Annotated in this window: 25 protein-coding genes; 17 read left to right on the top strand and 8 right to left on the bottom strand. The window is 42.3% G+C overall.

Annotation, left to right across the window (positions count from 1 at the left end):
• The first annotated feature begins 48 nt into the window (after positions 1-48).
• Positions 49-2337, top strand: coding sequence for a glycosyltransferase family 4 protein (locus tag IM797_RS19065; RefSeq protein ID WP_194128773.1), 2289 nt, complete (start codon positions 49-51; stop codon positions 2335-2337).
• Between the two features lie 61 nt (positions 2338-2398).
• Here the strand turns inward: IM797_RS19065 and IM797_RS19060 are convergent, their stop codons facing one another.
• The gene (locus IM797_RS19060) at positions 2399-3901 is read right to left on the bottom strand and encodes a glycoside hydrolase family 130 protein (protein WP_194128772.1); all 1503 of its coding nucleotides are present in this window, start codon (positions 3899-3901) and stop codon (positions 2399-2401) included.
• A gap of 378 nt (positions 3902-4279) precedes the next feature.
• On the opposite strand from IM797_RS19060, the gene IM797_RS19055 reads away from it, so the two are divergent.
• Positions 4280-4882, top strand: a complete 603-nt coding sequence (locus IM797_RS19055) for an outer membrane beta-barrel protein (RefSeq protein WP_194128771.1) — start codon at positions 4280-4282, stop codon at positions 4880-4882.
• A gap of 79 nt (positions 4883-4961) precedes the next feature.
• Here the strand turns inward: IM797_RS19055 and IM797_RS19050 are convergent, their stop codons facing one another.
• Positions 4962-7487 carry a DPP IV N-terminal domain-containing protein gene (locus tag IM797_RS19050; RefSeq protein WP_194128770.1) on the bottom strand — a complete coding sequence of 842 codons (2526 nt, stop codon included), beginning with the start codon at positions 7485-7487 and terminating at the stop codon, positions 4962-4964.
• 129 nt (positions 7488-7616) lie between these two features.
• Between IM797_RS19050 and IM797_RS19045 the strand changes: the two genes are divergently transcribed.
• Positions 7617-8513, top strand: coding sequence for a polysaccharide deacetylase family protein (locus tag IM797_RS19045; protein ID WP_194128769.1), 897 nt, complete (start codon positions 7617-7619; stop codon positions 8511-8513).
• Positions 8514-8531: 18 nt separating this feature from the next.
• Positions 8532-9410, top strand: a complete 879-nt coding sequence (locus IM797_RS19040; RefSeq protein ID WP_194128768.1) for a polysaccharide deacetylase family protein — start codon at positions 8532-8534, stop codon at positions 9408-9410.
• Here the strand turns inward: IM797_RS19040 and IM797_RS19035 are convergent.
• From IM797_RS19035 to IM797_RS19025, 3 genes are all read right to left on the bottom strand, one after another.
• Positions 9394-9840 carry a 3-oxoacyl-ACP synthase gene (locus IM797_RS19035; protein WP_194128767.1) on the bottom strand — a complete coding sequence of 149 codons (447 nt, stop codon included), beginning with the start codon at positions 9838-9840 and terminating at the stop codon, positions 9394-9396. The two genes, IM797_RS19040 and IM797_RS19035, sit on opposite strands and share 17 nt — an antisense overlap.
• Before the next feature lie 3 nt (positions 9841-9843).
• Complete coding sequence (locus IM797_RS19030; protein WP_194128766.1) at positions 9844-10422, bottom strand: nitroreductase; 579 nt, start codon at positions 10420-10422, stop codon at positions 9844-9846.
• Between the two features lie 78 nt (positions 10423-10500).
• The gene (locus tag IM797_RS19025) at positions 10501-11076 is read right to left on the bottom strand and encodes a hypothetical protein (protein ID WP_194128765.1); all 576 of its coding nucleotides are present in this window, start codon (positions 11074-11076) and stop codon (positions 10501-10503) included.
• A gap of 97 nt (positions 11077-11173) precedes the next feature.
• On the opposite strand from IM797_RS19025, the gene IM797_RS19020 reads away from it, so the two are divergent.
• Positions 11174-12802, top strand: coding sequence for an ABC-F family ATP-binding cassette domain-containing protein (locus IM797_RS19020; RefSeq protein WP_194128764.1), 1629 nt, complete (start codon positions 11174-11176; stop codon positions 12800-12802).
• A 63-nt stretch (positions 12803-12865) separates the two neighbouring features.
• Here IM797_RS19020 and IM797_RS19015 read toward each other — a convergent pair whose 3' ends face one another.
• Positions 12866-14065 (bottom strand): GTP-binding protein, encoded by a 1200-nt coding sequence (locus IM797_RS19015; protein ID WP_194128763.1) that lies wholly within the window; start codon positions 14063-14065, stop codon positions 12866-12868.
• Between the two features lie 107 nt (positions 14066-14172).
• Between IM797_RS19015 and IM797_RS19010 the strand changes: the two genes are divergently transcribed.
• From IM797_RS19010 to IM797_RS18990, 6 genes are read left to right on the top strand one after another with little or no spacing between them, the layout of a single operon-like run.
• On the top strand, positions 14173-14592 hold the full coding sequence (locus IM797_RS19010) for a MerC domain-containing protein (protein WP_194128762.1): 420 nt from the start codon (positions 14173-14175) through the stop codon (positions 14590-14592).
• A 47-nt stretch (positions 14593-14639) separates the two neighbouring features.
• On the top strand, positions 14640-14765 hold the full coding sequence (locus IM797_RS28545; protein WP_255526927.1) for a hypothetical protein: 126 nt from the start codon (positions 14640-14642) through the stop codon (positions 14763-14765).
• Between the two features lie 6 nt (positions 14766-14771).
• A complete protein-coding gene (locus IM797_RS19005) occupies positions 14772-15401 on the top strand; it encodes an ABC transporter ATP-binding protein (protein WP_194128761.1) in 630 nt (209 codons plus the stop codon).
• Positions 15398-16585 (top strand): FtsX-like permease family protein, encoded by a 1188-nt coding sequence (locus IM797_RS19000; RefSeq protein ID WP_194128760.1) that lies wholly within the window; start codon positions 15398-15400, stop codon positions 16583-16585. Before IM797_RS19005 ends, IM797_RS19000 begins: the two co-directional genes overlap by 4 nt.
• 23 nt (positions 16586-16608) lie before the next feature.
• Positions 16609-17055, top strand: a complete 447-nt coding sequence (locus IM797_RS18995) for a hypothetical protein (RefSeq protein WP_194128759.1) — start codon at positions 16609-16611, stop codon at positions 17053-17055.
• A gap of 11 nt (positions 17056-17066) precedes the next feature.
• On the top strand, positions 17067-17498 hold the full coding sequence (locus tag IM797_RS18990; protein ID WP_194128758.1) for a Fur family transcriptional regulator: 432 nt from the start codon (positions 17067-17069) through the stop codon (positions 17496-17498).
• Positions 17499-17609: 111 nt separating this feature from the next.
• On the opposite strand, the gene IM797_RS18985 is transcribed toward IM797_RS18990, so the two are convergent.
• Together IM797_RS18985 and IM797_RS18980 are read right to left on the bottom strand one after the other, a co-directional pair.
• Positions 17610-18110 carry a peptidylprolyl isomerase gene (locus IM797_RS18985; protein WP_194128757.1) on the bottom strand — a complete coding sequence of 167 codons (501 nt, stop codon included), beginning with the start codon at positions 18108-18110 and terminating at the stop codon, positions 17610-17612.
• Positions 18111-18121: 11 nt separating this feature from the next.
• A complete protein-coding gene (locus IM797_RS18980) occupies positions 18122-20134 on the bottom strand; it encodes a thioredoxin domain-containing protein (protein WP_194128756.1) in 2013 nt (670 codons plus the stop codon).
• Between the two features lie 172 nt (positions 20135-20306).
• On the opposite strand from IM797_RS18980, the gene IM797_RS18975 reads away from it, so the two are divergent.
• From IM797_RS18975 to IM797_RS18950, 6 genes are all read left to right on the top strand, one after another.
• A complete protein-coding gene (locus IM797_RS18975) occupies positions 20307-21722 on the top strand; it encodes an aldehyde dehydrogenase family protein (RefSeq protein ID WP_194128755.1) in 1416 nt (471 codons plus the stop codon).
• A 36-nt stretch (positions 21723-21758) separates the two neighbouring features.
• Positions 21759-22559: an AraC family transcriptional regulator gene (locus IM797_RS18970; RefSeq protein ID WP_194128754.1), complete on the top strand. Its 801-nt coding sequence runs from the start codon at positions 21759-21761 to the stop codon at positions 22557-22559.
• 37 nt (positions 22560-22596) lie between these two features.
• Positions 22597-23697, top strand: a complete 1101-nt coding sequence (locus IM797_RS18965; RefSeq protein WP_194128753.1) for a mandelate racemase/muconate lactonizing enzyme family protein — start codon at positions 22597-22599, stop codon at positions 23695-23697.
• Positions 23682-25151 carry a cardiolipin synthase gene (cls, locus tag IM797_RS18960; protein ID WP_228098956.1) on the top strand — a complete coding sequence of 490 codons (1470 nt, stop codon included), beginning with the start codon at positions 23682-23684 and terminating at the stop codon, positions 25149-25151. The genes IM797_RS18965 and cls overlap by 16 nt, the downstream gene beginning before the upstream one ends.
• Positions 25152-25162: 11 nt before the next feature.
• Positions 25163-26458 carry an NRAMP family divalent metal transporter gene (locus IM797_RS18955; RefSeq protein WP_194128752.1) on the top strand — a complete coding sequence of 432 codons (1296 nt, stop codon included), beginning with the start codon at positions 25163-25165 and terminating at the stop codon, positions 26456-26458.
• A gap of 73 nt (positions 26459-26531) precedes the next feature.
• Positions 26532-26762: a hypothetical protein gene (locus tag IM797_RS18950; RefSeq protein WP_194128751.1), complete on the top strand. Its 231-nt coding sequence runs from the start codon at positions 26532-26534 to the stop codon at positions 26760-26762.
• The last annotated feature ends 13 nt before the right edge of the window (positions 26763-26775 follow it).

Raw genomic sequence — 26775 nt, 5'->3', positions numbered from 1 at the left:
ATTCCAGGTAAGAAATGTTAATTCAATACTTAATATTCCTTATCAATTATGAAAATCGCTTATATTTCCAGTTATCCGCCGCGCGAGTGTGGCATCGCGACCTTCAATCACAATCTTTTACGTGCGATTGGCTATGATAAAAATGCTGTTTCTGAAGACAGCTATGTAGTGGCCATGAATGATGCTGAACATTTGGATACTTATGAATATCCTGCAGAAGTAAAATATAAGATCAGACAGGAAAACCAGAAAGATTATATCCGTGCAGCAGATTACATCAATACCAGTCTGGTGGACGCCTGCATCATGGAGCATGAATTTGGCATTTACGGTGGCGAAAGCGGTGTATACATCTTGCCTTTAATCGCCCGGTTGCAAAAACCCCTGGTGACCATTTTGCATACGATTTTAAAAGATCCATCGTACATGCAACTGACGATTATACGGGAAATTGCCAAATACTCTTCCAGAATAGTGGTGATGAGCCACCGTGCGGTTGGTTTCCTGACCAGCATTTATGGCATACCATTTAACAAAATCCAGTTGATTGAACATGGTGTTCCGGATCTGGAAGCCAAAGCGGATAACCCGGTCAAGGAATCACTTCCTTTTAAAGGTAAAAAGGTGCTGTTTACTTTCGGTCTGATCAGCAGAAATAAAGGATTGGAAACTGTGATCGAAGCCTTGCCAGCAATTGTAGCTAAAAATCCCGATGTAATGTATGTGGTACTGGGTACCACCCACCCAGGTGTCATCCGTAACTCGGGTGAGGAATATCGCGATAGCTTAAAGAAGCTCGCCAGGCAGCTTGGCGTGGCAGACAACCTGACTTTTGTCAATAAATTTGTGTCCGAAGAACAGTTGTTTGATTACCTGACAGCATGTGACATGTACATTACCCCATATTTAAATGAAGCGCAGATTACCAGCGGAACTTTGTCGTACGCCATTGGTGCCGGCGCAGCAGTCATATCAACTCCATATTGGCATGCCCAGGAATTACTGGCCGACAACAGGGGTAGATTATTTGATTTCAAAGACGCAGATGCCCTTGCAGGAATTGTCAATGAGCTATTTGAAGACCAGGAAAAATTAAAAGTACTTAAATCGAATGCCTATGAGTATGGCCTGCATTTACGCTGGCCAAGCACCGGCGAGGTTTTTGTTGATGTGCTGGATGAAGCCATCTATAAATCGCTGGCAGAAAAAGACGGCAGCAACAAACAGATCATTGATCCGGATGCGATGCCATCGTTTAGTCTGGCACACATCCAAAGGCTTACTGATGATACGGGAATTGTACAACACGCCAAATATGGAATTCCAAATCTTAAGGAAGGCTATTGTGTGGATGACAATGCCCGTGCATTGATCCTGGCTATTTTAGCCTATCAGCAGAATAAGAGTAAGGTGGCACTGGAACTGTTACCCGTGTACCTGAGTTACATTCAATACATGCAATGTGACGATGGTAATTTCAGGAACTTTCTGAGCTTTACCCGCGATTACCTTGACGAGGTGGGCTCTGAGGATTCTTTTGGACGTACCATTTGGTCATTGGGTTATCTGATCAACAATGCGCCCAACAATTCCTACCGTGAATTTGCCAGGGAACTGTTCAACAAATCTGTTCCACATTTTAAAGACCTGAAACATTTAAGAGGGATTGGAAATACAATGATCGGAATTTCGAGCTATTTAAAGGCGCATCCGAATGACGAGCACATCAAGGAACAGTTTAACCAGCTTGCAGAGCCACTTAAAGCAGCTTACCGCAGCAACAAACAGGGACATTGGCATTGGTTTGAAGATAAGATGACCTACGATAATGCCATCCTGCCTTTGGCTTTATTGTGCCATTACCAATGTGCTAAAGATCAGGAATCACTGGACATCGCTTTAGAAAGTATGGAATACCTGAGCCAGAAAACACTGATCCACGGTTACCTGAACCCAGTGGGCAATGATGGCTGGTTGTATCGCGACGGTGGAGAAATGGCCATATATGACCAGCAAGCTATTGAAACCATGGCGATGGTGCTGATGTATTTCAAGGCTTATGAGATTACACACGATCTGACTTATATCAAACAAATGTATACGTGCTACCAATGGTTTTTAGGAGAAAACAGCCTGAAACTGCCACTGTTTGACCATGAGACAAAAGGATGCGGCGATGGTTTACAGCCTACGGGCGTTAACCGCAACCAGGGAGCTGAAAGTACCATTGCCTATTGGATATCGCATTTGATTGTACTTAAAGGATTAGAGTTCGAATATGAATATGCGCAGAACAATGACCTGATCGCAGTAAAAAAAGAGATCTTAACTAAGTAAAAAAGAGACCTTAACTATTTAAAAAAAAGCGCCTGGATCATAAATCCAGGCGCTTTTTTGATTAGGGTCTTGGCACATCTTCCTTATCCGGCACAAATACACAGCAAGGGCTTTTCAATTTTTCAAGCAGCAGGTCTATTTTCACCGTCGCAAAAGAAGAGCAGTAATCGGACAAACCATAAGGTATGATGAGTTCCCCGTTGTGGATGATCGATCCACAGGAATACAATACATTCGGGACATAACCCTCTCTTTCATCAGTATTCGGGATCACAAGCGGTTCATTTAAACGGCCAATTTCTATGGAGGGATCATCCAGCTGGAATAAACTGGCGCCCAAACAGTAGCGGCGCATTGGGCCAACACCGTGGGTAATGACTAACCAGCCGTGCTCGGTTTCTATCGGAGAGCCGCAATTGCCGATCTGGATAAATTCCCAGGCGAATTTAGGCGATTGCAATTTGACCGGATTGTCCCACACGGTTAACTTATCGGAATACATGAGGTAATTGTTCCAGCCGTCGATCCTGGACATCATGGCATATTTACCGTTAATTTTTCTTGGAAACAGGGCCAGGTTTTTATTCTGGGCACCAATGCCATGCAGAGGGCTGATCTTAAAATCATAAAAATCGGTCGTCTGCATCAGTTTAGGCATAATCATCGCACCATCAAAAGCGGTATAAGTTGCATAATACATGATGCTGCCATCCTCTTTCACAAAACGCACAAAGCGTGCATCCTCGATTCCCTTCCGTTCAAATTCAGAAATCGGAAAAATGACCCGGTCGGAGATATCGGTATCTCTGGAGAAACTGATTTCATGATAGGTATCGGATAACCAGAGCACCTTATCGTATTCCAATTTCCTGAGGTCATCATCAGCATGGCCCTTACTGTCTAAAATAATTTTACGCAGGGTAGAATAATCAAACTTATCCTGAAGCTTAACGCCCAGTTCATCAATCACTTCCACATCAATTTTCGAGTCCACTGCTTTTTTAAAAAACAGCTTTTTATTGTAAATGGCATTTTTAACGATCTCAGCTTCATCGATATAATTTCCAACGGGAATAACCGTAATGTTGTGGTTGCGGTCAATTAACGCACGCCTGAAGACTACGGAAGAGATATGCCCCTCGCCTACAGCCCTGAAACTGATAATTACCCGGAGTTCACCTTCTACCAGGTCTGACTGGTCGGGATCGGCAACAACAGAAGGATTGAAAAATGCAGCAGATTCAATGGAATACTCGTGTGTAAAGTAAGAGCCCAGCAATAACTTCTGGTACTTATCCAAATTCTCCAGATCATATCCCGCCGTTTCAATACAGTTTTTTACTTTTTTGCAGTGACGTGTCAATATTTTGGTAATATTTCGATGTCTCTTGGAGTACTCCTGAAGCAATGGAGAAATCAGGCCAAACACCTCTTCGTCTGACAAAGACATTACATGTTTGACAACTTCTACCGCACGTTCATCTCCGTTGAAAAAAAAACGGGCGATAACACGCTTTGGATCAGGATATACTTTAATTGGTTTTCGATCGATCAATAGTCTCATACCATACATAACGCATAAGGTAGCCTGAAAGATTTAATGAATTGATAGTTTTTTCAGAAAACCTGCTACAATGTCAGTTTTCAATCCAAAATGTAAGTAAAAACATCCAGTCCTGACACTGACAATGTTTCAAAAAAAGTCAGATCGTATAAACATTTGCCGATTGGATTTGTCATAATTCATGTTTGATTGTCACGACAAAATAATAAACATAAAATACAAAAAAGATATTTCATTATCAATTAGCGAGTTACAAAAAACGTCAATTTAACACATTTCAACAAAGATTTCCTTTGGCACACGTATTGACTATATACCGTAAATGGTCAAACAATAAAAACAGACAAACGACCAGATTATAAATTAATACATAAAAAAATGAAAAAATTATTATTATCATTAGTTGCAGTTTCTGCATTAGCTTTCAGCACTCAGGCACAAACTGAAAAAGGAAAATTCATGCTAGGTGGTAACGTAGGTTTTAGCACAACTAAAGTTGATGGTGCAAACAAATCAGATTTAAGTTTCAAGGTTATTCCTAGTGTTGGTTATTTTGTAAGCGATAACTTTGCTATTGGTACTGGTGTTGGTTACACATACGATAAAACAGTAAGTAAAAAAATCTTAAACCAGGCTTTTGAAGTTGCTCCTTTTGGACGTTACTATGTTGGATTATCTGACCAGTTCAAATTCTTCGGACAATTGTCAGTTCCAATGTCATTTGGTAACAACAAAGTTTTAGATGCAGATGGTAACAGCGGTGCTAAAATTGCCAGCACAACCAATATTGGTGTAAATGTAGCTCCAGGTTTTGCTTTCTTCCCAACTAAGAAAATCGGTATCGAATTTTCAGTTAACGGATTGGGTTATGCAAACAGCTCTATCAAGGACGAAGCTACCGGCAACAAAGTTAAAGCTAATGGATTTGGTTTAGATGCAAATACTTTTTCTCCAAACTTAGGTGTACAGTTCCACTTCTAAGACCTCTACTTAATAAATGCGAAAAAAGCCCACTGCAAATGTTGCAGCGGGCTTTTTTAATATACCAACGTTTTACAGATTACTTTTTCTGTTCAATTTCCCGGTCCATTTCCACCACATCCACCTGATCTGAAGAAGTGACATCGCCAATCAGGTATTTGTTAAAGTGATCTGCCAGTTTCCAAAAAGTATACTCTGTTAAATCACCAAAACCATGGCGCTGACCCGGAACAATAACCAGTTCGAAGCGCTTTCCTGCACGCATCAGCGCGTTTGCTACCCGAATGGTATTGGCGGGATGTACATTGTTATCCACATCACCGGTCATCAGCAATAGATGACCTTTCAGGTTTTTAGCCAGATCAGGATTTTTATCAATGCTGTATTTAAAGGTCGTATCACCTTTGGCTGAAACCACCTCTTTTACCCCATGGTGTTTTTCGCTCCACCAGCGGTTATAAATACTGTTGTCATGGTTACCGGCATTAGACACTGCAACCTTGAAAAAATCAGGATAAACCAGCATTGCAGCGGTAGACATAAATCCACCTCCCGAATGCCCGGTAATCCCTACACGATTTGCATCAATAAAAGCATATCGATCGGCCAATTGCTCTACAGCTGCCTTTTTATCTGCCAATCCGTAGTCACGCAAATTTCCATAACCAAAAGTATGGTACCATTTTGAACGGGCTGGATTGCCACCACGGTTACCGACGGTAACGACCACATAACCAAATTGGGCAAGCCTATCGGTACGGTCCATCGCTTTTGAAAAAGACTTGTATACGGCTTCCGTTTGCGGACCAGGGTATACGTATTCTATAACCGGGTATTTTTTATTGGGGTCAAAATCAAAAGGTTTATACATCACTCCATAGATGTCTGTTATTCCATCGTCGGCTTTTACCTTAAATGGCTCTGGAAATTTATAACCTGTAGCCATCAGCAGCGACAGGTCAGCAGTCTCCAGGTTCATCACCACACGGCCATTATTGTCCATCAACACAGATTTTGGTACAGTATTTACCCTGGAAAAATTATCGACAAAATACTTTGCTTCGTCGTTCATACTGATGCCGTGATCAAAGTCACCAGGATTCAACAGTTTCATTCCTGAACCGTCAAAATTTACGCGGTACAAATGCAGATAATAAGGATCTTCCTTGCCCTCGCGACCATTGGCTGTAAAATAAAGTACCCTGTTCTTTTCATCGATGTTGACAATTTCTTCACAGTGAAAGGCGCCTTTAGTGATCTGGTTTTTCAATTTACCTGCGCCATCAAACAAGTAAAAATGTGCCCAGCCATCGCGCTCAGACCAGTGGATCAGCTCTTTGCCATCATTAACCAAACCCGGCCTGTTGACTTCAACATAGGTATTGAAACGTTCATCAATTAATGGGCTTACCACTCCGGTATTGATGTCAACCGTACAGATATCGATGCGCTTTAAATCACGACTGGTTCTTTGAAAGTAAATTTTGTTATTGTTACCCAACCAAAGTGCCGGCCTGAATTCGTTGTCGCGGTCCTTATTCAACATGGGTGCAGACCAAACCGACACCGTCTGATCTTTAAATGCCGCAGTATTTAATTTTTTATAGCTTTTTGAGGCGAAGTTGAACAACAGAATTTCAGTAATCGGTGATTCCTTTTCACCTGGCATCTGGTATTTATAAGTTTCTAACGTGGGTCTGCCCGCAGCTACATTATTGATTACCCAAAGGTCTTTGACCTGGCGGGAATCTGTTCTGTTGAGTACAAAATGCCTGGCATCCGGCGACCACATCACGTAAGCAGCACGTCTCTTCTTATTGTTTTTCTCGTTCTCTTCGTTATTCTCTCCATCGCCATTTACACCATACGAATAGAACTTAAGGCCATCCTTGGTCAGCTGATGTTCCACAATGGTACTATCCTCCTCATTTTTGACTGCTTTCTGATAATTGACTTTATCCATCCAATACAGGTTGTAATTTCTACTGAAGATGATCGCGGATGAATCTGGCGCTACTGAGCCCCAGGAAGGCTTGGCTTTTGGCTTGGTGTAATTGGCAACTTCAGTAAGTTTGGCACTGGCAATTTCGTAATTGAAATAGAATACCTTTTTCTGCATAGAGTCTGCCGCTTTTTTATCCTTACGGTCTTTCTTCAATTCTTCAATGGAACTTCTGATTTCAAAAGTAACGTGCTTTTCATCGGCCGAGAACTTCAGACTTTCCAGCGGCAAGTGCTGTGCGTCAAAAGGATCGCGAATGATATTGGTTACTTCGGCTGCAAGTCTGGCGTTGTCGAACAGCTTCTTTTTACTTTTTGCTGCCGGATCCACCAGGTACCATTCTTTGCCCTGCGGTGTTTCATATTCATACCAAAACCGGTTAGTCAGTTTGAGCCAATGCGGATCAACGGCTGTAGAATAGACCAGCTTGCGCAATTTAGCCGGCGAAAAACGTGAGGCCAGCTGATAATTGGCTTTAGCTGCCGGTTGCAACGTTTCCGTGATGGTAAAGGTTTTAGTTTGGGAAAAACCCTGCCCGGGAAGACAGAAGCCGGTTATAGCAACCGTCGCGAGCGTGAGTAAAGGCAAGTAAATTTTGTTCATTATAAAGTATAAGTTATGAGATCAAAAATATTCATTAATCCTGCCCAAGTGGAAAATTTCTTTGTAATAAATACGATAGTTAGGTGGATATAAGATTGATTTTATAGTTTTGTATCAAATACTTTAGCCATGAAACAACAACTTTTACCCTGGATTGCTGCCGCAGTTATTTTAGCTAGCGGATGTCAGTCTAAATCTCAGTCAAATACCGCCAATCCTACAGATCAAACAGAAAGTAAAGCTCCTGAAGCAGGCAGCACAACTGATCAGGCTGGTCCGACTAGCCCTGTTGATGTATCTAAAATAAAAGTTGCAGATGCCAAAACCATTTTGGCCCGCAAACAGGTACCGATACTTTGTTACCACCAGATCCGCAATTGGAAACCTACCGATGGTAAGGTTGGAAAGGATTATATTGTAGAAGTACAGAACTTCAAAGACCAGGTAAAAATGCTGGCCGACAGTGGTTATCATTCCATATTGCCGGATCAGCTATATGCGTACTTAAATACAGGAGCGGCTTTACCCAGTAAACCCATCATGTTTACGTTTGACGACACTGATATGGACCAGTTTACCGTAGCTGCACCAACGTTAAAGAAGTATGGCTTTAAAGCTGTTTATTTCATCATGACGGTTTCTATCGGTAAAAAAGGAAAGTTTGTGGATTACATGACCAAAGAGCAGATCAAGCAATTGTCTGACGAAGGAAATGTCATCGGCAGTCATACGTACGACCATAAAAACTTTAAAAAATACCAGGGAAAGGACTGGGAAGAACAATTGGATAAACCGACCAAGAAACTGGAAGAGATCACAGGCAAGAAAATGACTGAATTTGCCTATCCCTTTGGTCTATGGAATGCAGAAGGCATCCCGCAACTCAAAAAACGTGGTTTCAGAATGGCCTTTTCACTGGCTGATAAGCGTGACCAGAACGATCCGTTATTTACAGTGAGAAGAATTATTGCAAGTGGTTACTGGAGTCCGAAAACCTTACATAACAGCGTTGTAAGGAGCTTTTAGTTATACGAATAGATTTTAATGAAACGCATATTTATGATTGGTACAGGTTTGCTTTTTTATTTAGCAGCCTGTACTGTAAACAGTCAGGAAGAACATCAGACTGACTCAGCCGGAAAAAAACTGGAAAGCAAACCGGCAGCAATCCACAAGGATACAATAGAAAAAAAACCAGCTACAGCTGCTGAGGTACTGGCCAGAAAAGAAGTACCCGTATTGTGTTATCACCAGATCAGGGACTGGAAAGCAAGCGATTCCAAGCGGGCCCATGATGACATCATCCCTCCTGCCAATTTCAAGCAGCACATTAAAATGCTGGCAGATAGCGGTTATCACAGTATTTTACCGGATCAATTGTACAATTATCTGAATTATGGCACCGCCCTGCCTGAGAAACCCATCATGATCACTTTTGACGATACCGACCTGGATCAATACACTGTAGGTGCTAAAGTTTTAAAAGAACATGGTTTTAAAGGGGTATTCTTCATCATGACGGTTTCCATTGGCAGGCCGAGATACATGAGTAAAGCACAAATCAAGGAGCTGGCTGATGATGGCCATGAAATTGCCAGTCATACCTGGAACCATAAAAACTTTGCTCAATTTACGGAGGAGGACTGGAAAATTCAAATCGATGAACCGACGCAGACCCTGGAAAAAATAACTGGCAAAAAGGTAGCTTACTTCGCTTACCCCTATGGCGTATTTAGAGCCTCAACCTTACATAAACTGAAAGAACATGGTTTTAAAGCGGCCTTTATACTTTCTACAAAAAGGGATGAGCAATATCCTCTATTGACCATCCGTAGAATTATAGATCCCGGAACCTATACGGCCCGAAATCTATACCATAGCATTCAAAAAAGTTTCAACAAGGTTGTTACGCAACCGAATTGATCACATAATCTTTACCGTTAAAATTAAAGCGGTCATCCTTTTTCTTGCCCAGCAGCATTTTACCTATAGGTGATGCTGCTGAAATGGCAAAAACAGTTTGCCCTTCAAATTGCAATTGTCCCGCGCTGATGCTGACATAAAATATCCCCTGACTGGTATGCACCAGGCTTCCGCCACTAATGGTATCTGACAGTGGCGCATGACCTATGGCTTCAAGCACTTTAAAATTTTCCTGTGCATCGATCAATAAGCGCTTATTGCGGTCAATATCCTGCTGCATCATTTCCCTGCTGGTTTCGTACTTATCACCGGCACTACTCTTGGTGTCGTCGTTGCTGGCTTCTCTTGCCTGAGCCAATGCAGTCTCTGCGGTCTGAATTCTTTGTTCAATAAAAGTTAAACAAAGCTGATATAGCCCTTCTTTATTCATAAATTATCCTTCTACCCATTTAATTTTGTCCGCCATCGGCGTACGCTTCGCTGCTCTCGGCACTTCGTTGTGGTACCCCATATAAAACAGGCCATAACATTTACCGTAATCTCCTAAGTTAAGATAATCTTTCAAATCTGCAATCATCCCGGGCGAACTCCAGTAGGCCCCTACATTAAAGGCCTCAGCAGTAAGTGACATATTTTGAACGGCGCAGGCCAACGATGCCAATTCTTCCCATTCTGGCAGTTTATCAGGGTGCAATTCGACATTGAGTGTGATGATACAGCTGGACTGGCTCGCTTTCTCGATGATGCTGTCGTATTTCTTTTGCAAAAACTGATGGGCAGGTGTAGTGAGTTGGTACAGCCGGGCCAGTTCATTACCCAGTTTAATTCTCCCCTCGCCTCTGAACACGATGAAACGCCAGGGTTCTGTCAGTTTATGTGTGGGTGCATAACTGGCACTTTCCAAAATGGCTGTGATGACTTCAACCGGAATTGGTTCTTCGGTATAACTTGCCGGAAAAATACTTCTCCGGCGGCTGATGATATCGCTTAAAATCTTGATTTCGTTTTCCATAAATGGCCCGGTTAGTTGTCGGGTCAAAACAAAAATATAATTATTGCGCAGCAGAAATGTAGCTGTTGTGTAATACTTTTAAGCTTGTACAGGTGCGGACAGCTTTTTGAGCATTTTCCGAACAGCTCTTGCCCTTCCGAAAAACCCGATACTTTCCTGATCTACGAGGTAATCTATGGTTTGCAGCAATTCATCTTTAATCCAATACTGTTTAAACGCCAGGTGAGCAAGCGCCTGAGCGCAATGCGCCTTGATGGCCACTGGGGTTTCCGGATCAATAAGCCAGGTAAATAAAGTATCGATGAGCAAGTCAAAATCGAAATTCAGCACAACTTCAGCAAAGACAGGGTCGGACTTGGGTGCAGTAAGTAAGGCTACAATTTTAGCAAAATGCCGCCTGCAGGACAGGTTCTCCTGCAAAGGTACCTTGTTCAAAAAATCATGAACCAGCGGTTTAAACAGAGCAGGATGATGGGTATACAAGTACTCCAGCATCCAGGAAGCCCGGAATGCCACTTCCTTTTTGGAATGAAAACAGGTATCAAGAACCAATTTTACATCCGGCCGGTACTGCGCTATTAAGCTGGAAAGTTTAAGCACAGATTGCCCCTGCATCGAAGTATCTAAAGCAGTAATCAGTTCACCTTTAGTCACATTTTTTCAATTTATTATCCAAAACTAAATAAAACTGCGAAGCATTTATAGGCATCTTTTAAATTATACCTACCTTTGCGGCTTATTTTTAAGCAATATGATTTCAGTTTCTAATTTATCACTCCGCTACGGAAAACGTACTTTATTTGAAGATGTCAACCTAAAATTTACACATGGCAATTGCTATGGGGTAATTGGAGCTAATGGCGCGGGAAAATCAACTTTCCTTAAAATCCTTTCCGGCGAAGTTAACCAGACTTCTGGTAGTGTGGCTTTTACACCTGGAGAACGTATGGCGGTTTTAAAGCAAAACCACTATGAGTTTGATGAATTTACGGTAATTGAAACGGTCATGATGGGTCACAAGGAGTTGTACGAAATCATGAAAGAGAAAGATGCCATTTATTTAAAGGAAGATTTTACCGATAAAGATGGCGAACGTGCAGGAGAACTGGAAAACAGATTTGCTGAAATGGACGGCTGGAACATGGAAAGCAATGCAGCAACCATGTTGAGCAACCTTGGTATTAAAGAAGAGCATCACTATAAACAACTGAAAGAAATTGATGGTAACCAAAAAGTAAGGGTATTGCTGGCCCAGGCTTTATTTGGTAATCCTGATATTTTGTTACTGGATGAGCCAACCAACGATTTGGACATTGATACCATTGCCTGGTTAGAGAATTTCCTGGCTGATTATCAGAGTATCGTGTTGGTGGTATCACACGACAGGCACTTTTTAGATGCGGTATGTACACACATTGTGGACATCGACTTTAGCAAAATGAGTATTTACTCTGGTAACTACAGCTTCTGGTACGAGTCAAGTCAGCTGGCTTTAAAACAACGCGGCGATCAGAATAAAAAACTGGAAGAGAAAGTTAAGGAACTTCAGGAGTTTATTCAGCGCTTTAGCGCCAATGCTTCGAAATCCAAACAGGCAACTTCGCGTAAGAAAGCTTTGGATAAGATCGACATTTCTGAAATTAAAGCTTCGAGCAGGAAATATCCGGCTATTTTATTCAACAATTTGGGTAGAGAGGCCGGTGATCAGATTTTACAGGTTGAAAACCTTTCTTGTACTTTAAATGGTGAAGTGATGTTTAAAAACATCAATTTCATGGTGAATAAAGGTGATAAAATAGCGATCCTATCGCAAAACAGTTTAGCGACTACGGCCTTTTACAACGTATTAACTGGCCGTGAGAAAAACTATACTGGCGAGTTTAAATTTGGAGTAACCATCAATACAGCAGACATCCCTAACGATAACTCCGTATATTTTGAAAACAAGGATGAGAATCTGGTAGACTGGCTGCGTGAATATTCCGGTACCGATCAGGACGAACAGTTTGTACGTAGTTTCCTTGGCCGGATGTTGTTTTCAGGTGAAGAAGTATTGAAAAATGTGAAAGTACTTTCAGGAGGTGAGAAAATGCGTTGCATGTTCTCTCAAATGATGCTCAAGCACGCGAATTTGCTGATGTTTGATGAGCCAACCAATCACCTGGACCTGGAATCAATCACCGCATTAAACAATGGCTTGAAAGACTTTAAAGGAACAGCCTTATTTACTTCACGAGATCATGCACTTACGGAATCTGTTGCAACAAGGATTATTGAGATTACACCGAACGGTACAATTGATAAGATGATGACTTATGATGAATATATCACGAGTGATGATGTAGCGGCATTGAGGGCGTCTTTATACCAGACCAAATAAGCGGTTCTTAGCTTCAATATATTTAAACAGCCCTTAATGTCAAGCATTAAGGGCTGTTCGTTTTTAGATTAAGTGCCTAAAAGGGTTAGCGAAATGCTCCCCCTGCCAGTAACAGATCAATTCTTTAGGGCTTAACAAGCACTTCGTAAGCCCGGCATGTAATTGTTCCTGATCCAGATCCTGACCAATCAGTACCAGTTCATTTAGGCGGTCGCCAAAACTCGGATCCCATCGGCTTTTGATTTGATCCTTGTTTTCTACATAATCAACATCATTCAGTCTTTCCGTTTCCGTCATGCTTGCCCACCAGTTGCCGGCATTTTCAATTTTGAGTGAACCTCCGGCTTGCGAGAAATTAAGTGCATGATCTGGCATGGCAGCAATCCAGAACAGACCTTTGGTACGCAGTACATTGCTCGGAAAATCTACATTCAGATATTCCCAGAGTCGGTGTGGGTGAAAGGGCCGGGCAGCACGAAAAACCGTACTACTGATGCCATATTCTTCCGTTTCAGGTTGATGAACAGTATTCAACTCCTGGATCCAACCGGCACCCTGTGCCGATGCTTCAAAATCAAACCGATTGGTATGGATAACTTCACGGAGATCAACAGCACTATACACACTTTCAATCTGTTTTGCCCCGGGATTAAGCTTCCGGATTACTGCCCTAATCAGCTTTAAATCCTCAGTACCAATCAAGTCTGTTTTATTGAGGATAATGACGTTCGCGAATTCGATCTGATCAGTGAGTAAATTGACAATAGTTCTGTGGTCGCTGTGATCATCCACCCAGTTTCGATCACGCAAATGTTCGTTGGTGCCGAAGTCTTTTTTAAAATTAAAACAGTCCACCACGGTAACCATCGTATCCAGCTTACTGAACTTCTGGAGGTCGATACCAAGCTGTTCATCCACATAGCTGAAGGTCCGCGCGACCGGTATCGGCTCAGAGATGCCCGAACTTTCAATAATAAGGTAATCAAAGCGATCCTCTTTTGCCAGTTTTTCGACTTCCGTAATCAGGTCTTCCCTCAGCGTACAACAAATACAACCATTGCTCATCTCGACAAGCCTTTCCTCGGTTCTTGACAACTGATGCCCATTTTGAACAGTCCGTGCATCAATATTGACCTCACTCATGTCGTTCACAATTAAAGCTACTTTTAGCCCCTGCTTATTGTGCAGGATATGGTTTAATAAGGTGGTTTTACCGCTCCCCAAAAAACCACTGAGTACGGTTACAGGTAATTTCTTATTCATCACAAATGCAATTAGGTTGCAAATATATTTCATAATATTCTACATTTGCAACCTAATTGCATTTATATTTGCAGCAAGAAATACAAATACATTTAAAATTAAATACGATGAGATCTAAATTTAAGTCGGGCAAATTAGACCAGTTTGGGATGACTGCCGCTATTGCCTGTGCCATACACTGTGCAGCCCTTCCTTTTGTAATCACTACCCTCCCGCTTTGGGGTTTAAATTTCCTGGCACACAGCTGGGTAGAACTGGGCATGATTTGTTTATCGCTGATTATTGGCATCTGGTCTTTAACCAGTTCCTATCCGAAGCATAAAAAAGCGCTCCCATTGTTGGTACTTCTTGCTGGTTTTGCCATGATCGCCTGCGGGCATTATTGGCTGGAAGATCTGGAGGCTGTTTTAATCCCACTGGGAGGTTTCAGCATTGCAACTGCCCATCTGTTTAACTGGAGGTACAGCAGGACCTGTAACCATCTTAAAAACAATAATACTGCGGTAGCAAATCCTTTACAAGGATAACATATGCAATTTGATTGCATTTGCTATGTTTGTATATAAATTGACTTATGAATAAAAAACTTCTATTTGCCGCCATGCTTATTGTGGTAAGCATGATCAATCCGGGTTGCAAGCACGAACAAATGGATAGCAGGAAGCTATATCTCAAATATTTAAAAAGCCACATCAAATAGCGCAATATGATTTCATTAAAATCGGTTTCGCACAGTTATGCCACAGGAAAAACAATCGGGTTTAAGGACTGGACCATTGGTCACGGTGAACAATGGCTTTTGTTGGGAGATTCCGGAAGTGGAAAGACGACTTTGCTACACATTTTAACAGGTATTTTAAAACCTACACAAGGGGAAGTTAAAATCAATGACACTTCAATTTATGGCTTATCGCCAAAAGCGCTGGATCAGTTCAGGGGAAGAAATATCGGGATCATCTTCCAGCGCCCGCACCTGATTAAAAGCTTAAGCATTGCAGAAAACCTATCCCTTGCCCCACAATTTGCAAAACTTCCGGTAAATGAGGCCAGAATTGAAGAAGTTTTAAGCTCACTTGGTATTGCAGAAAAGCGAAATGCTTATCCCAATGAATTGAGCCAGGGACAGTTGCAAAGGGTTTCTATTGCAAGAGCGGTGATCAACAAACCAGAATTATTGATTGCCGATGAACCGACTTCCAGCCTGGACGATAAGAATGCGCATGCCGTATTGGAACTGTTGCTGAAACAATCTGGCATTAACCAGGCCACCTTAGTGATTGCCACACACGATAAAAGAGTTAAAGACGCCTTTAAAAACACCTATCAATTGTCATGAGTCCATTAAAAATAAGTTGGAAAAGTTTATGGTCAAAACCCTTGTCGGCTGCCTTGAACATCATGCTGATTGCGTTTGGAACAGGTATCTTAACCATTCTGCTTTTGGCCTCTACCCAGATCAGTGATAAACTGGAAAATAACGCCAAAGATATTGATGTGGTGGTTGGTGCTAAAGGAAGTCCGCTGCAACTGATATTGAGCAGCATTTATTACATCGATTTTCCTACCGGAAACATTCCGTTAAAAGAAGCAATGGAACTGGCGCACAATCCTTTGGTTAAACGTGCGGCACCTTTAGCCTTGGGCGACAATTACAATGGCGTCCGCATTGTGGGTACAGATAGTAATTTTGTCAGGATTTACGGTTTGAAGGTTGCAGCAGGTAAATTCTGGCAAAAAGATTTCGAGACCACGATCGGTTCGGCAGTAGCTAAGGCCGAAAAACTCAAAATAGGCGATCATTTTTATGGAGCACATGGCTTGACTGGTAGTACGGACGTTCATAAAAGTCACCAGTATACCGTAAATGGAATATTGGAACCACAAGGCAATGTGACCGACAACCTGATCCTCACCAATGTGGGCAGTGTATGGAAAATGCATGAAGAACACGATCATCACCATGAAGAGACTGAACAGCCAAAAGAACTCACATCCTTGCTGATCCAATACCGCTCACCAATGTCGGTAGCCATGTTTCCGCGTATGGTAAATGAAACCACCAATATGCAGGCTGCAGCGCCCGCTCAGGAAAGCACCAGACTGTTCTCCTTAATTGGTGTTGGGGTAGACACCTTACAGTGGTTTGCAGTATTGATTATGCTGATCGCTGCGATCAGCGTATTCGTCAATTTATACAACTCATTGAAAGAACGCAGTTACGATCTGGCCATTATGCGCATTTTAGGCGCCTCAAAAACCAAGCTTTTTGTCATTGTCATTGCAGAAGGGATTATGCTGACAGTAGTAGGCACCTTATTGGGTGTTTTACTGGGACACCTGGTTTTACAAATCATTGGCAGTTACCAGGAGAGCGGACAGGCTAAGCTCAGCGGACTCGTTTTTATGAACAAAGAATTATACCTTTTTGTTGCGGGGCTTATGATTGGTATATTTGCAGCTATAATTCCTGCTGTGCAGGCTTACCGTTCCAACATTTCAAAAATATTGTCTAAAAACTAAAGAAGATCCAAGATCAAGATTGCATGAAATTAATCAAGAAAACCATACTGATTGCCCTCCTGTTTGCAGGTATAGGCGCGAAGGCACAGCACAATCCAAACGATCAGATCAATTCCGAAAATTGGGATATCGTTGGTGGCGTAGATTTTAAAATTGTGAAGGATACAGAAATGCAGCCTGTTTTTACGCCCGAAATTAAAAAATATGCCAATAAGGCATTTGAACTGGAAGGCTATATTGTACCCATAAAAGATGGGATGAAGCAAACTAAATTTATGCTCTCTACACTTCCAATTAACCAATGCTTTTACTGTGGAAAAAATGGCGTACCCATTATGGTACTGGTAGAATTGACGGAGCCCATTAAATTCACTTATAAAACCGTGAAAATTAAAGGAACATTAAAACTAAATCCGGGCAATGCCATGGACAATGCACCAATTTCCCTGCTTGCCGCAAAAGCAATATAACTCAAGCGCTCATGAAAATAGATCCAATTCACATTTTAAAAGATCATGATTTAAAGCATACCAAACAACGGGTACGTGTTTTAGAGGAGATTGCCATGGATTCGGTAGCGATTTCGCAACCTGAACTGGAAAAGAAACTTGGAAAAGAGATTGACCGGGTTACGCTGTATAGGATCCTGAATGCTTACGAGGAAAAAGGCATTCTGCATAAAATCATGGATATGAATGGCACCGCAAATTACGCCATCTGCTCTCCATCTTGTTCTGTAGATCACCATCACGATGAACACGTGCATTTCAACTGCACCAATTGCTTAAAGATTTACTGTTTAGACGTGATGATCCCTAAAATAAAAATGCCTGCCGGATTTACTGCTTCTACCGTGAATACCACGGCATATGGCATTTGTGAGAAGTGCAGTGTACTTCAATCGGGCAATTAGGCCGGAGTAGTATTGTCTCATAAAAAAATCACGCCTCTTTTTCTCCCCGGATCTGGAAATAAGATCCGCATGTCGAAAAAGAGGCGTGATTTTTTTATTTAGATCCGAATATTAGTGACCTGAATGACCATCAGCACCGTGTGCATGGCCATGAGCCAATTCTTCTTCAGTAGCTTCTCTTACAGCAATGATTTTACCTGCAAAGATTAAATCTTTACCAGCCATCGGGTGATTTAAGTCTACATTAACCACATCTTCATGAACAGCCGTAACGCCAGCTCTGAAATGGTTACCCTGGTTGTCTTGCAAAGGAATTACATCACCTACAGCAGGCAATCCAGCTTCTTTAAACATATCAACCGGAAGATCAGCAAAAGCACCTGGATCAATTTCTCCGTAACCGTCTGCAGCAGAAAGTTCAAAGCCATACTCATCACCAACATTTAAACCAGCCAAATGCTCTTCAAATTTCGGCAACATCATTCCTGTACCATATAAGAAAACCAAAGCATTTTGCTCATCGGCTTTCTCTACAAAAACTTGTTGTCCTTCTTCATTAGTCGTATGCAATTCGTACGTTAATGAAACCACTGTATTGGGTTTAATACTCATTAGAATGTTATTTAGTTTATCAATTTTAATGCTTCCTCAACCGTAGTAACGGGCAACTGGCACACTTTATTTCGGCAAATATAGATTTTTGTTTCAATGCTTTGCTTATCTTTTAACAAAGGAAGTGCAGAATTTGTTCCATGCAAAGTCATTTTATTCGGAATGTAATGTTGGTTAAGTACTTTTCTTACCGGATCAACATCTGCACCTGTCAGCGCGATCTCATTGATTCCGAATACTTCGTTCAGCAGCTGAATGGCCCAATTGGAATAAGCCGAGCCATAGGTTTTGATCTGGGGATGTACCGCAGCAAGCATGGCAGCGGCTTTATCCACATAGCGATCTTCATCAAACAGCAGCCCAAGCTTGTTTAAATTCTGCGCCATCACCGAATTGGAAGCCGGAATCACATTGTCCATCAGTTCATGTTTGCGGGCAATTAACCGCTCTCCATTTGCAGCAGTATAAAACAACATCGGACTGTCCTTGTCCTCAAAATTTTCCAGTACATAATCTGCAAAGGTTTTTGCTTCACGCAACCAGCGCTCATCAAAATCTGTTTCGTATAGGGCCAGGAGTGCTTCGATCATAAAGGCATAATCGTCTAAAAATCCGGGTATACTGGCTTTTCCACTTTTAAAATTACGGAACAACCCACCATCTTTCATTTTTAAACTGTTCAGGATAAAGTCCGCAGCTTTTTTGGCCAGATCATAGTAATGGGTATTGCCCATGATCTGTGCACTTTCAGCCAGGCCTTTAATCGTAATGCCATTCCATGCAGTTAAACACTTGTCATCCAGTCCGGGTCTTACTCTTTTACTTCTCACTGCAAGTAATTTCGCCTTGGCCTGCCTGATTTTTTCAAGCAGTTCTACCACTGAAATGCCTTTCACTTCGGCATAATCTTCTTCAGAAAATTTTCTAAGCAGGATATTGGTCTGTTCCTCTTCCCAATTACCTTCTTCAGAAACATGAAAGTAGTCGGTTAGCAAAGCTGCATCCTTTCCCAGAACCTGGTCAAACTCCGCTTTATCCCAAACATAGAATTTACCTTCCACACCTTCACTGTCTGCATCCAGTGCAGAGTAGAACAGCCCTTCAGGAGCGGTCATCTCCCTTTCCAGCCAGACCACAGTTTCATCCACAATCTCCTTAAAAAGGGCCGATTTGGAATACTGATGGGCCTCAGCATAAAGACTGATCAGTTGCCCGTTGTCGTACAACATTTTTTCAAAATGCGGCACATGCCAGTCGCCATCTACAGAATAGCGGGCAAAACCACCGCCCACATGATCGTATATACCACCCATAGCCATTTTTTCCAGGGTAAGCAAGGCTGACACATGGGTCGCATCGTCTTCCATCAGGTGGCTATAACGCAACATAAACTGCCAGTTATTGGGCAACGGGAATTTGGGCGCCCGGTTATACCCGCCTTCGCCCATGTCAAAATAACGCTTCCAGGGCTCTATAATTTCAGTTAAATGTGTTTTGGTGTATTGTTCCGGCTTTACATTCGGAATGATTTTTTCTGCATTACGAATGCCATCGGTCAGGCGATCTGCATATTGCCTGGCCTTATCCGGATCATTGGTCCACATATCGGCTACACTAAGCAACACATTGATCCAGTCTTCCTTTTTAAAATAAGTGCCCCCATAAATCGGACGCTGGTCTGGCAAACAGATACAGTTCAGTGGCCAGCCGCCACTGCCAGTCATCAATTGTATGGCGAGCATATAAATCTGGTCAATATCCGGTCGTTCTTCCCGGTCCACCTTAATACATACATAATGTTTGTTCATCACCTCTGCCACCTCATGCACTTCAAAACATTCGCGTTCCATCACATGACACCAGTGACAGGCTGAATAACCGATACTCACCAGAATGAGTTTGTTTTCATCCTTTGCTTTTTGCAAAGCTTCTTCTCCCCATTCAAACCACTGTACCGGGTTATAAGCATGTTGTAATAAATAAGGCGATGAGGCCTTAATCAGACGATTTGGTTCTGCATTCATAATGATAAAGGTAAAAAGATAAGTTTTACATCCCATCATCTGAGCGCCTTAAAACTTTAAGATGACGATTGCTGAACTTTTCAGCAAAACAAATTGAACGTTTCAACAAAGTAGCGGACGGAGATCTTATGGATATTTGTAACATCAAATACGATAACAAATCATTAAACAGATGAAAGCAATAGATCAGATTTACATCAACGGCGAATTTGTCAGTCCGCATGGGACTGCCACTTTTGACCTCATCAGTCCATCCAGCAACAAACGGATTGGCAGCGTTACTTTAGGCGATGAGACCGACACTCAAAATGCGATTGCCAGTGCAAAAGCTGCCTTGAAAAACTTTTCCAACACATCAAAAGCAGAACGCATTGCTTATTTGCAGGCCATGCACGATGCCGTACTCAAAAGAAGAGATGAGCTCATTGCCGTGATGGTGCAAGAATATGGCGCGCCTTTACAATTTGCCACGATGAGCACCGACCATGCGATTTCTGCATTTCCTAGTGCGATTGAAACGCTTAAAAATTTTGATTTTGTGAGAACTGTAGGACACTCTAAAGTAAGACTGGAACCCCTTGGTGTTGTCGGGATGATCACCCCATGGAATGCCAGTAATGGTTTCATCTGCAGCAAACTGGCCACAGCAATTTCTGCAGGCTGTACGGCAGTCATCAAACCCAGCGAAATGAGTGCAATGCAAACACAACTGATCACCGAATGCCTGCACGAGGCGGGATTGCCAAAGGGTGTATTTAACATTGTAAATGGCCTGGGCGAAGTGGTAGGCGCCGAGATTACCCGACATAAAGACATTGCAAAAATTTCATTCACAGGTTCTACCCTCGTGGGAAAAACCATTGCGCGTGCAGCTGTTGACACGATGAAAAGGGTTACGCTTGAACTTGGCGGAAAATCACCCAATATATTGCTTGACGACGCAGATTTTGAGCAAGCCATTCCAATTGCAATTGCTGCTGCCTACATGAACAGCGGACAGGCATGTATTGCAGGTACGCGCCTCCTGGTACCTGAAGACCGCCTGGAAGAAGTAAAAAACCTGGTAAAAAGCACCGTAGCTGCAGTAAAAGTGGGTGCTCCTGAAAATGAGGACACCAATATTGGCCCAATGGTTAGCATAAAACAATACAACAGGGTTCAGGATTACATTAAACTTGGAATGGCCGAAGGGGCAGAACTTTTAATTGGCGGACCTGGAAAACCTGAAGGACTGGAAGCCGGGAATTTTGTAAAACCGACGGTATTTATACAGGTAAAAAACAACATGCGGATTGCAAGGGAAGAAATTTTTGGCCCTGTTCTTTCCATCATCACCTACAAAACAGAGGAAGAAGCGATTGAAATTGCCAATGATACAGATTATGGCTTGCAGGCTTATGTCAGTTCTTCCAATCTGGAAAGAGCCAGCACAGTTGCAGCACAAATAGCTGCCGGCCGCGTACTGATCAATCAATTGAGCCATGATCCCCTCGCTCCTTTCGGTGGCTTTAAGCAATCTGGCATAGGCCGGGAGTTTGGTTCATATGGACTGGAGACTTACTTAGAGCCTAAAACCATCCTGGTTTAATTAGATTCCTTATCTTTAAAATAAAATCGACATACCATGAGCTTTGACAACAAAAAAGTTCCCATACAATACTCCTGCTATTTTACAAGGAGCAGTGCAGGTGAGCAATTTGTACCTGAACACGCCATCAGTTTAATTGTTTCTGGCGATCTGGAGTTGAATGATGGTAAAAGCATCAGCAAGTTTAAAAGCGGCGACCTGTACTTTTGCAGAAGGAACAGCTTAATGAAATACACAAAATATCCACCTGAAGGTGGCGAGTTCAGATCGATATCCATCTTTTTTGATCAGGAAAGCTTGCGCAATTTCAGTATGGAGTTTGGGTATACCTCAGAAAAACAGGAGTCTTCTCCTGCTTTTCTGCAATTGCCTTCAACGTCACTTTTACATGCTTATATGAGTTCATTGAAAGGATTCGAAGCCATATTTCAGCAAAAAAATGATCCTGAACTGATTGCACTTAAGCAGAAGGAAGCCGTTTTATTGCTCCTTAAATCAGATCCTAAAATTGGCAACATCCTTTTTGATTTCTCCGAGCCGGGAAAAATAGACCTGGAAGCCTTTATGGCAAGAAACTACCATTTTAATGTTGCACTAAATAAGTTCGCGTACCTGACCGGCAGAAGCTTATCGACCTTTAAACGGGATTTTGAAAAGATTTTTCATACCACACCCAGCAAATGGCTGTTAAAAAGACGTCTTCAGGAGGCGTATTACCTGATTAAAGAACAGCAAAAAATGGCTTCAGAGATTTATCTTTCATTGGGCTTTGAAGATCTTTCTCATTTTTCGTACACATTCAAAAAACAATTCGGCACTGCCCCATCTTATATTTAGTGATTAAGCTGTACTTTTACGATAAAGCCGATTGATCATGAAGATTACGCATACCGAAATTTACCGATTCAGCATCCCCATGGAACCCTTTGTGATTGCTACGGGCACCATGCATTTCGCACAAAATGTATTGATCCGTATCTATACAGACGAAGGCCTGCACGGTGTTGGTGAATGTTCCGCTTTTCCTATGATTGTGGGCGAAACACAGGAAACCTGTCTGGCCATGGCACAGGACTTTGCCAAAATACTAATGGGTAAAGATCCATTGGACATCCCGGAAAGGATGAACGATTTATTGGGCTACGCAGCTCACAACAGCACGATCAAAAGTGCTTTTGACATGGCATTATTTGACATTGCTGCAAAAAAAGCCGGACTGCCCTTGTACAAGTTTTTAGGCGGACATAAAAGAAGTATAGAGACCGACATGACCATCGGCATTGATACAGCGGAAAACATGGCCGCAGCTGCCCTAAAATATCAGAACCAGGGTTGCCGCATCATCAAGATCAAACTGGGTAAAAAGATACAGGATGACATTGAGCGTGTAGGGCAAATCAGAGCAGCGGTTGGTAACGCAATGATTTTACGTCTGGACGCCAACCAGGGCTGGAGTTTTGATGATGCCTTACTTGCGCTCACTGCGCTGGAGGAGTTCAACATTGAATTTTGTGAACAACCCATGCGTACCTGGTACGATGATCAGTTACCAGAACTCTGCCTGAACTCCCCCATCAGTCTGATGGCCGATGAAAGTTGTTACAATCACCATGACGCCAGAAAACTGATCAACAGTAAATCCTGTGAATACCTGAACATCAAATTTTCCAAATCGGGCGGCATATTAGAAGCCCAGAAAATCCATGAAATTGCCATACAGCATGGTGTAAAATGCATGATCGGCAGTATGCTGGAAAGCCGCATTGCTTTAAGTGCGAATCTACACTTTGCACTCGCAAGTCCGAATGTAGTATTCTTCGATCTGGACACTTGTTTGCTGGGACACCTGGTAGATCCGGTGATTGGCGGACTAAGCTATGATGGCTATTTTCTGGATGTACCGGATACACCGGGAATTGGTGCAGATGCAGATCCTGAGTTTTTAGCAAGTTGCGACAAATGGACTATACAATAAACTGGATCCTGATCGCCGAAATCGTTTACGCGATTATCCTTGGCCTGGTTTGCCTGCGCATCATTTATGACACCCGCAGTACAACGAAGACGCTGGCTTACCTGCTGTTTGCCATTTTTGTACCCATTGCAGGTATGATTTTTTACTTCTTCTTCGGCATCAATTACCGGCACCGCAAAATGTACAGCAAAAAGCTGTATGAGAACGATGACATCGCTAATAAATTCAGACAGGACCTGCTCCAATATTCAGCGCAAACCCTTCAAGAAAACGGGGAAGCGGTACTGAGTAATAAAGAGCTGGCTTTTATGGTGCTGAATGATTCTATGAGTCCGCTAACAGCCAAAAATTCACTAAAACTATTAATTAATGGCGAACAAAAGTTTCCGGAACTACTTGCTGCAATTAAAAGTGCAAAACACCACATACACATTGAATATTACATCTATGAAGATGATGAGATTGGAAATGCAATTGCCGACGCACTGATTGAAAAAGCGAAAGCTGGCGTTACTGTACGCTTCATTTATGATGATTTTGGAAGTCGCGACATCCGGAAAAAACTGGTACCGCGACTCAAAGAAAATGGTGTGCTGGCCTATCCCTTTTTAAAAGTACACTTTATCCTGTTTGCCAACCGCCTCAACTATCGTAATCACAGGAAGATCATCGTGATCGATGGTTTTACGGCTTTTGTAGGAGGCATCAACATCTCGGACAGGTATATCAACGGTGTTAAAGACAAGCAATTGTACTGGCGCGACACCCATTTGAGAATTGACGGACCAGGCGCGCAATACTTACAATATCTGTTCATATGTGATTGGAATTTCTGTTCGGAAGATGTTTTACAACCCGATGTTTACTTTTTCCCAAAACCAAGGGCACAAAAAAATAGTGAGGCCAATAAAGTGGTTCAAATTGCTGCCAGCGGACCGGACTCAGAGTCGCCAACAATTCTATTTTCCATACTCCAGGCAATTAACCTGGCCACTAAAGAAATTCTCATTACCAGTCCATATTTCATCCCTGGTGAAAGTTTGCTTGACGCATTGACCATAGCTTCCTTAAGTGGTATATCTGTGAAGCTATTGGTTCCCGGTGTCTCTGATTCTATTTTGGTGAATTCAGCTGCCCGGTCGTATTACAAAGATTTACTCAAAGCTGGTGTGGAGATTTATCAGTATCAAAAAGGCTTTGTACATGCAAAGACAATGGTTACAGACCAAAAAATAGCCATGATTGGGACGGCTAATATGGATTTTAGAAGTTTCGACCTCAATTTCGAAGTCAACGCCATTGTATATGACACGGAGATTGCCTGTCAACTGACTAAGGTGTTCTATGAAGACATTAAAGAAGCCAGAAAAATTGACCCGATTGCCTGGGATGCGCGTCCGATGTACAAACAATTGCTGGAAAAAGCCGCGCGCCTGTTATCGCCACTATTATAAAACATTCAGCCATGGCCCCGAAAAATATGCGGAAGTTCCGCTTAAGAAAGATCAAAAAATTCTTTAGCCTTTTAGGGCCTGGTTTAACCACTGGCGCTGCAGATGACGATCCATCCGGCATTGCTACCTATTCTCAAACCGGGGCCCAATTTGGCTACGGACAACTCTGGACAGCGCTATATATGCTGCCATTTATGACTGCTGTACAGGAAGCCTGTGCCAGAATAGGTCTGGTAACCGGTAAAGGAATAGCAGCCGTGGTCAAAGAACATTATAACCGAAAAGTACTGTATGCCGTGGTCGGATTGGTAGTGGTCGCGAATACCATTAATATTGGTGCAGATATTGGCGCGATGGCTTCAGCTGCCCAGTTGCTGATCCCTGTGCCTTTTGTTCTTTTAACCTTAATTTTTACAGGAGGAATTTTGTTACTTGAAATTTTCACCAATTACAAGACCTATTCAAAAATATTAAAATGGCTTGCACTTGCCTTACTGGCCTACCCCATTACAGCTTTTATTATTGACCAACCCTGGCCTACTGTACTTAAGGCGACGGTAATTCCACACTTTGAGTTTTCTTTCGACTTTCTGTTTATCATCACCGGTGTATTTGGAACCACCATTACCCCTTATATGTTTTTCTGGCAGGCTTCACAGGAAGTGGAAGAAGAACAGGAAAAAGGTTTATTCAGAAATGGTAAACCGAGAATCGGATGGCCACATATCCACGCCATGCGCAAAGACAATAATGTGGGCATGGTGATTTCAGAATTCACTACCTGGTGCATCCTGTTGGTTGGGGCAACTGTTTTGCACAACAGTGGTGTCACAGACATCAAAAATGCAGCTGATGCCGCTAAAGCTCTGGAACCGCTGGTTAAGTCCTTTCCCCATGCCGGTTACCTGGCCAAACTGATTTTTTCTATTGGAATCATCGGACTCGGTTTGCTGGCTGTCCCTGTATTGTCCGGATCTGCAGCGTATGCGGTAGCGGAAGCCTTCGATTGGAATGCCAGTCTGAACATGAAACTCAAAAAAGCACAGGGTTTTTATGGTGTCATTATCGTAGCAACCATAGTTGGACTGGCCATCAACTTTGTCGGCATTGATCCCCTCAAGGCTTTGGTTTACACTGCAGTAATGAATGGTGTAGCAGCAGTTCCATTGTTGTTCCTGATTGTACGGATTGCCGCCAGCGATCAAATTATGGGTAAATATAAAAGTGGCTGGTTATCTAAAATCTTATTGTGGTCAACCTTTGGCATTATGGGTGCTGCGGCTGTCGCCTTATTTTTCACGTTATAAACATCAGGCACAAAATGTGGATAAGTGGATAAATTGATGCACTATTCATTGAAGTTCTTAGTAATTTTATAACATGAAAACCGTTTTTTATGTTACGCTTGCGTTGAGCTTTTCTACAGCTTTGTATTTTACCGGGATAAATATGCAAAATCCATTGCCCCTATATGTCATCGGATCCATCATCGGTACGGTGATCTGCCTATGGACGTTTTCCAGAAATTCAAAAAAAGCGGCCCAAAGAAAATACAGGGAAAGAATGTTTCAGCAACATATGCGGATGACCCTTCGGAACCAATGGCATTAAAAAAGTCTTTATA

This window comes from Pedobacter sp. MC2016-24 (assembly GCF_015223055.1).
In the GTDB taxonomy this organism is placed as follows: Bacteria; Bacteroidota; Bacteroidia; order Sphingobacteriales; family Sphingobacteriaceae; genus Pedobacter.
Note: the sequence above shows the minus strand (reverse complement) of the source record. Positions and strands in the feature narration are given on the sequence as shown.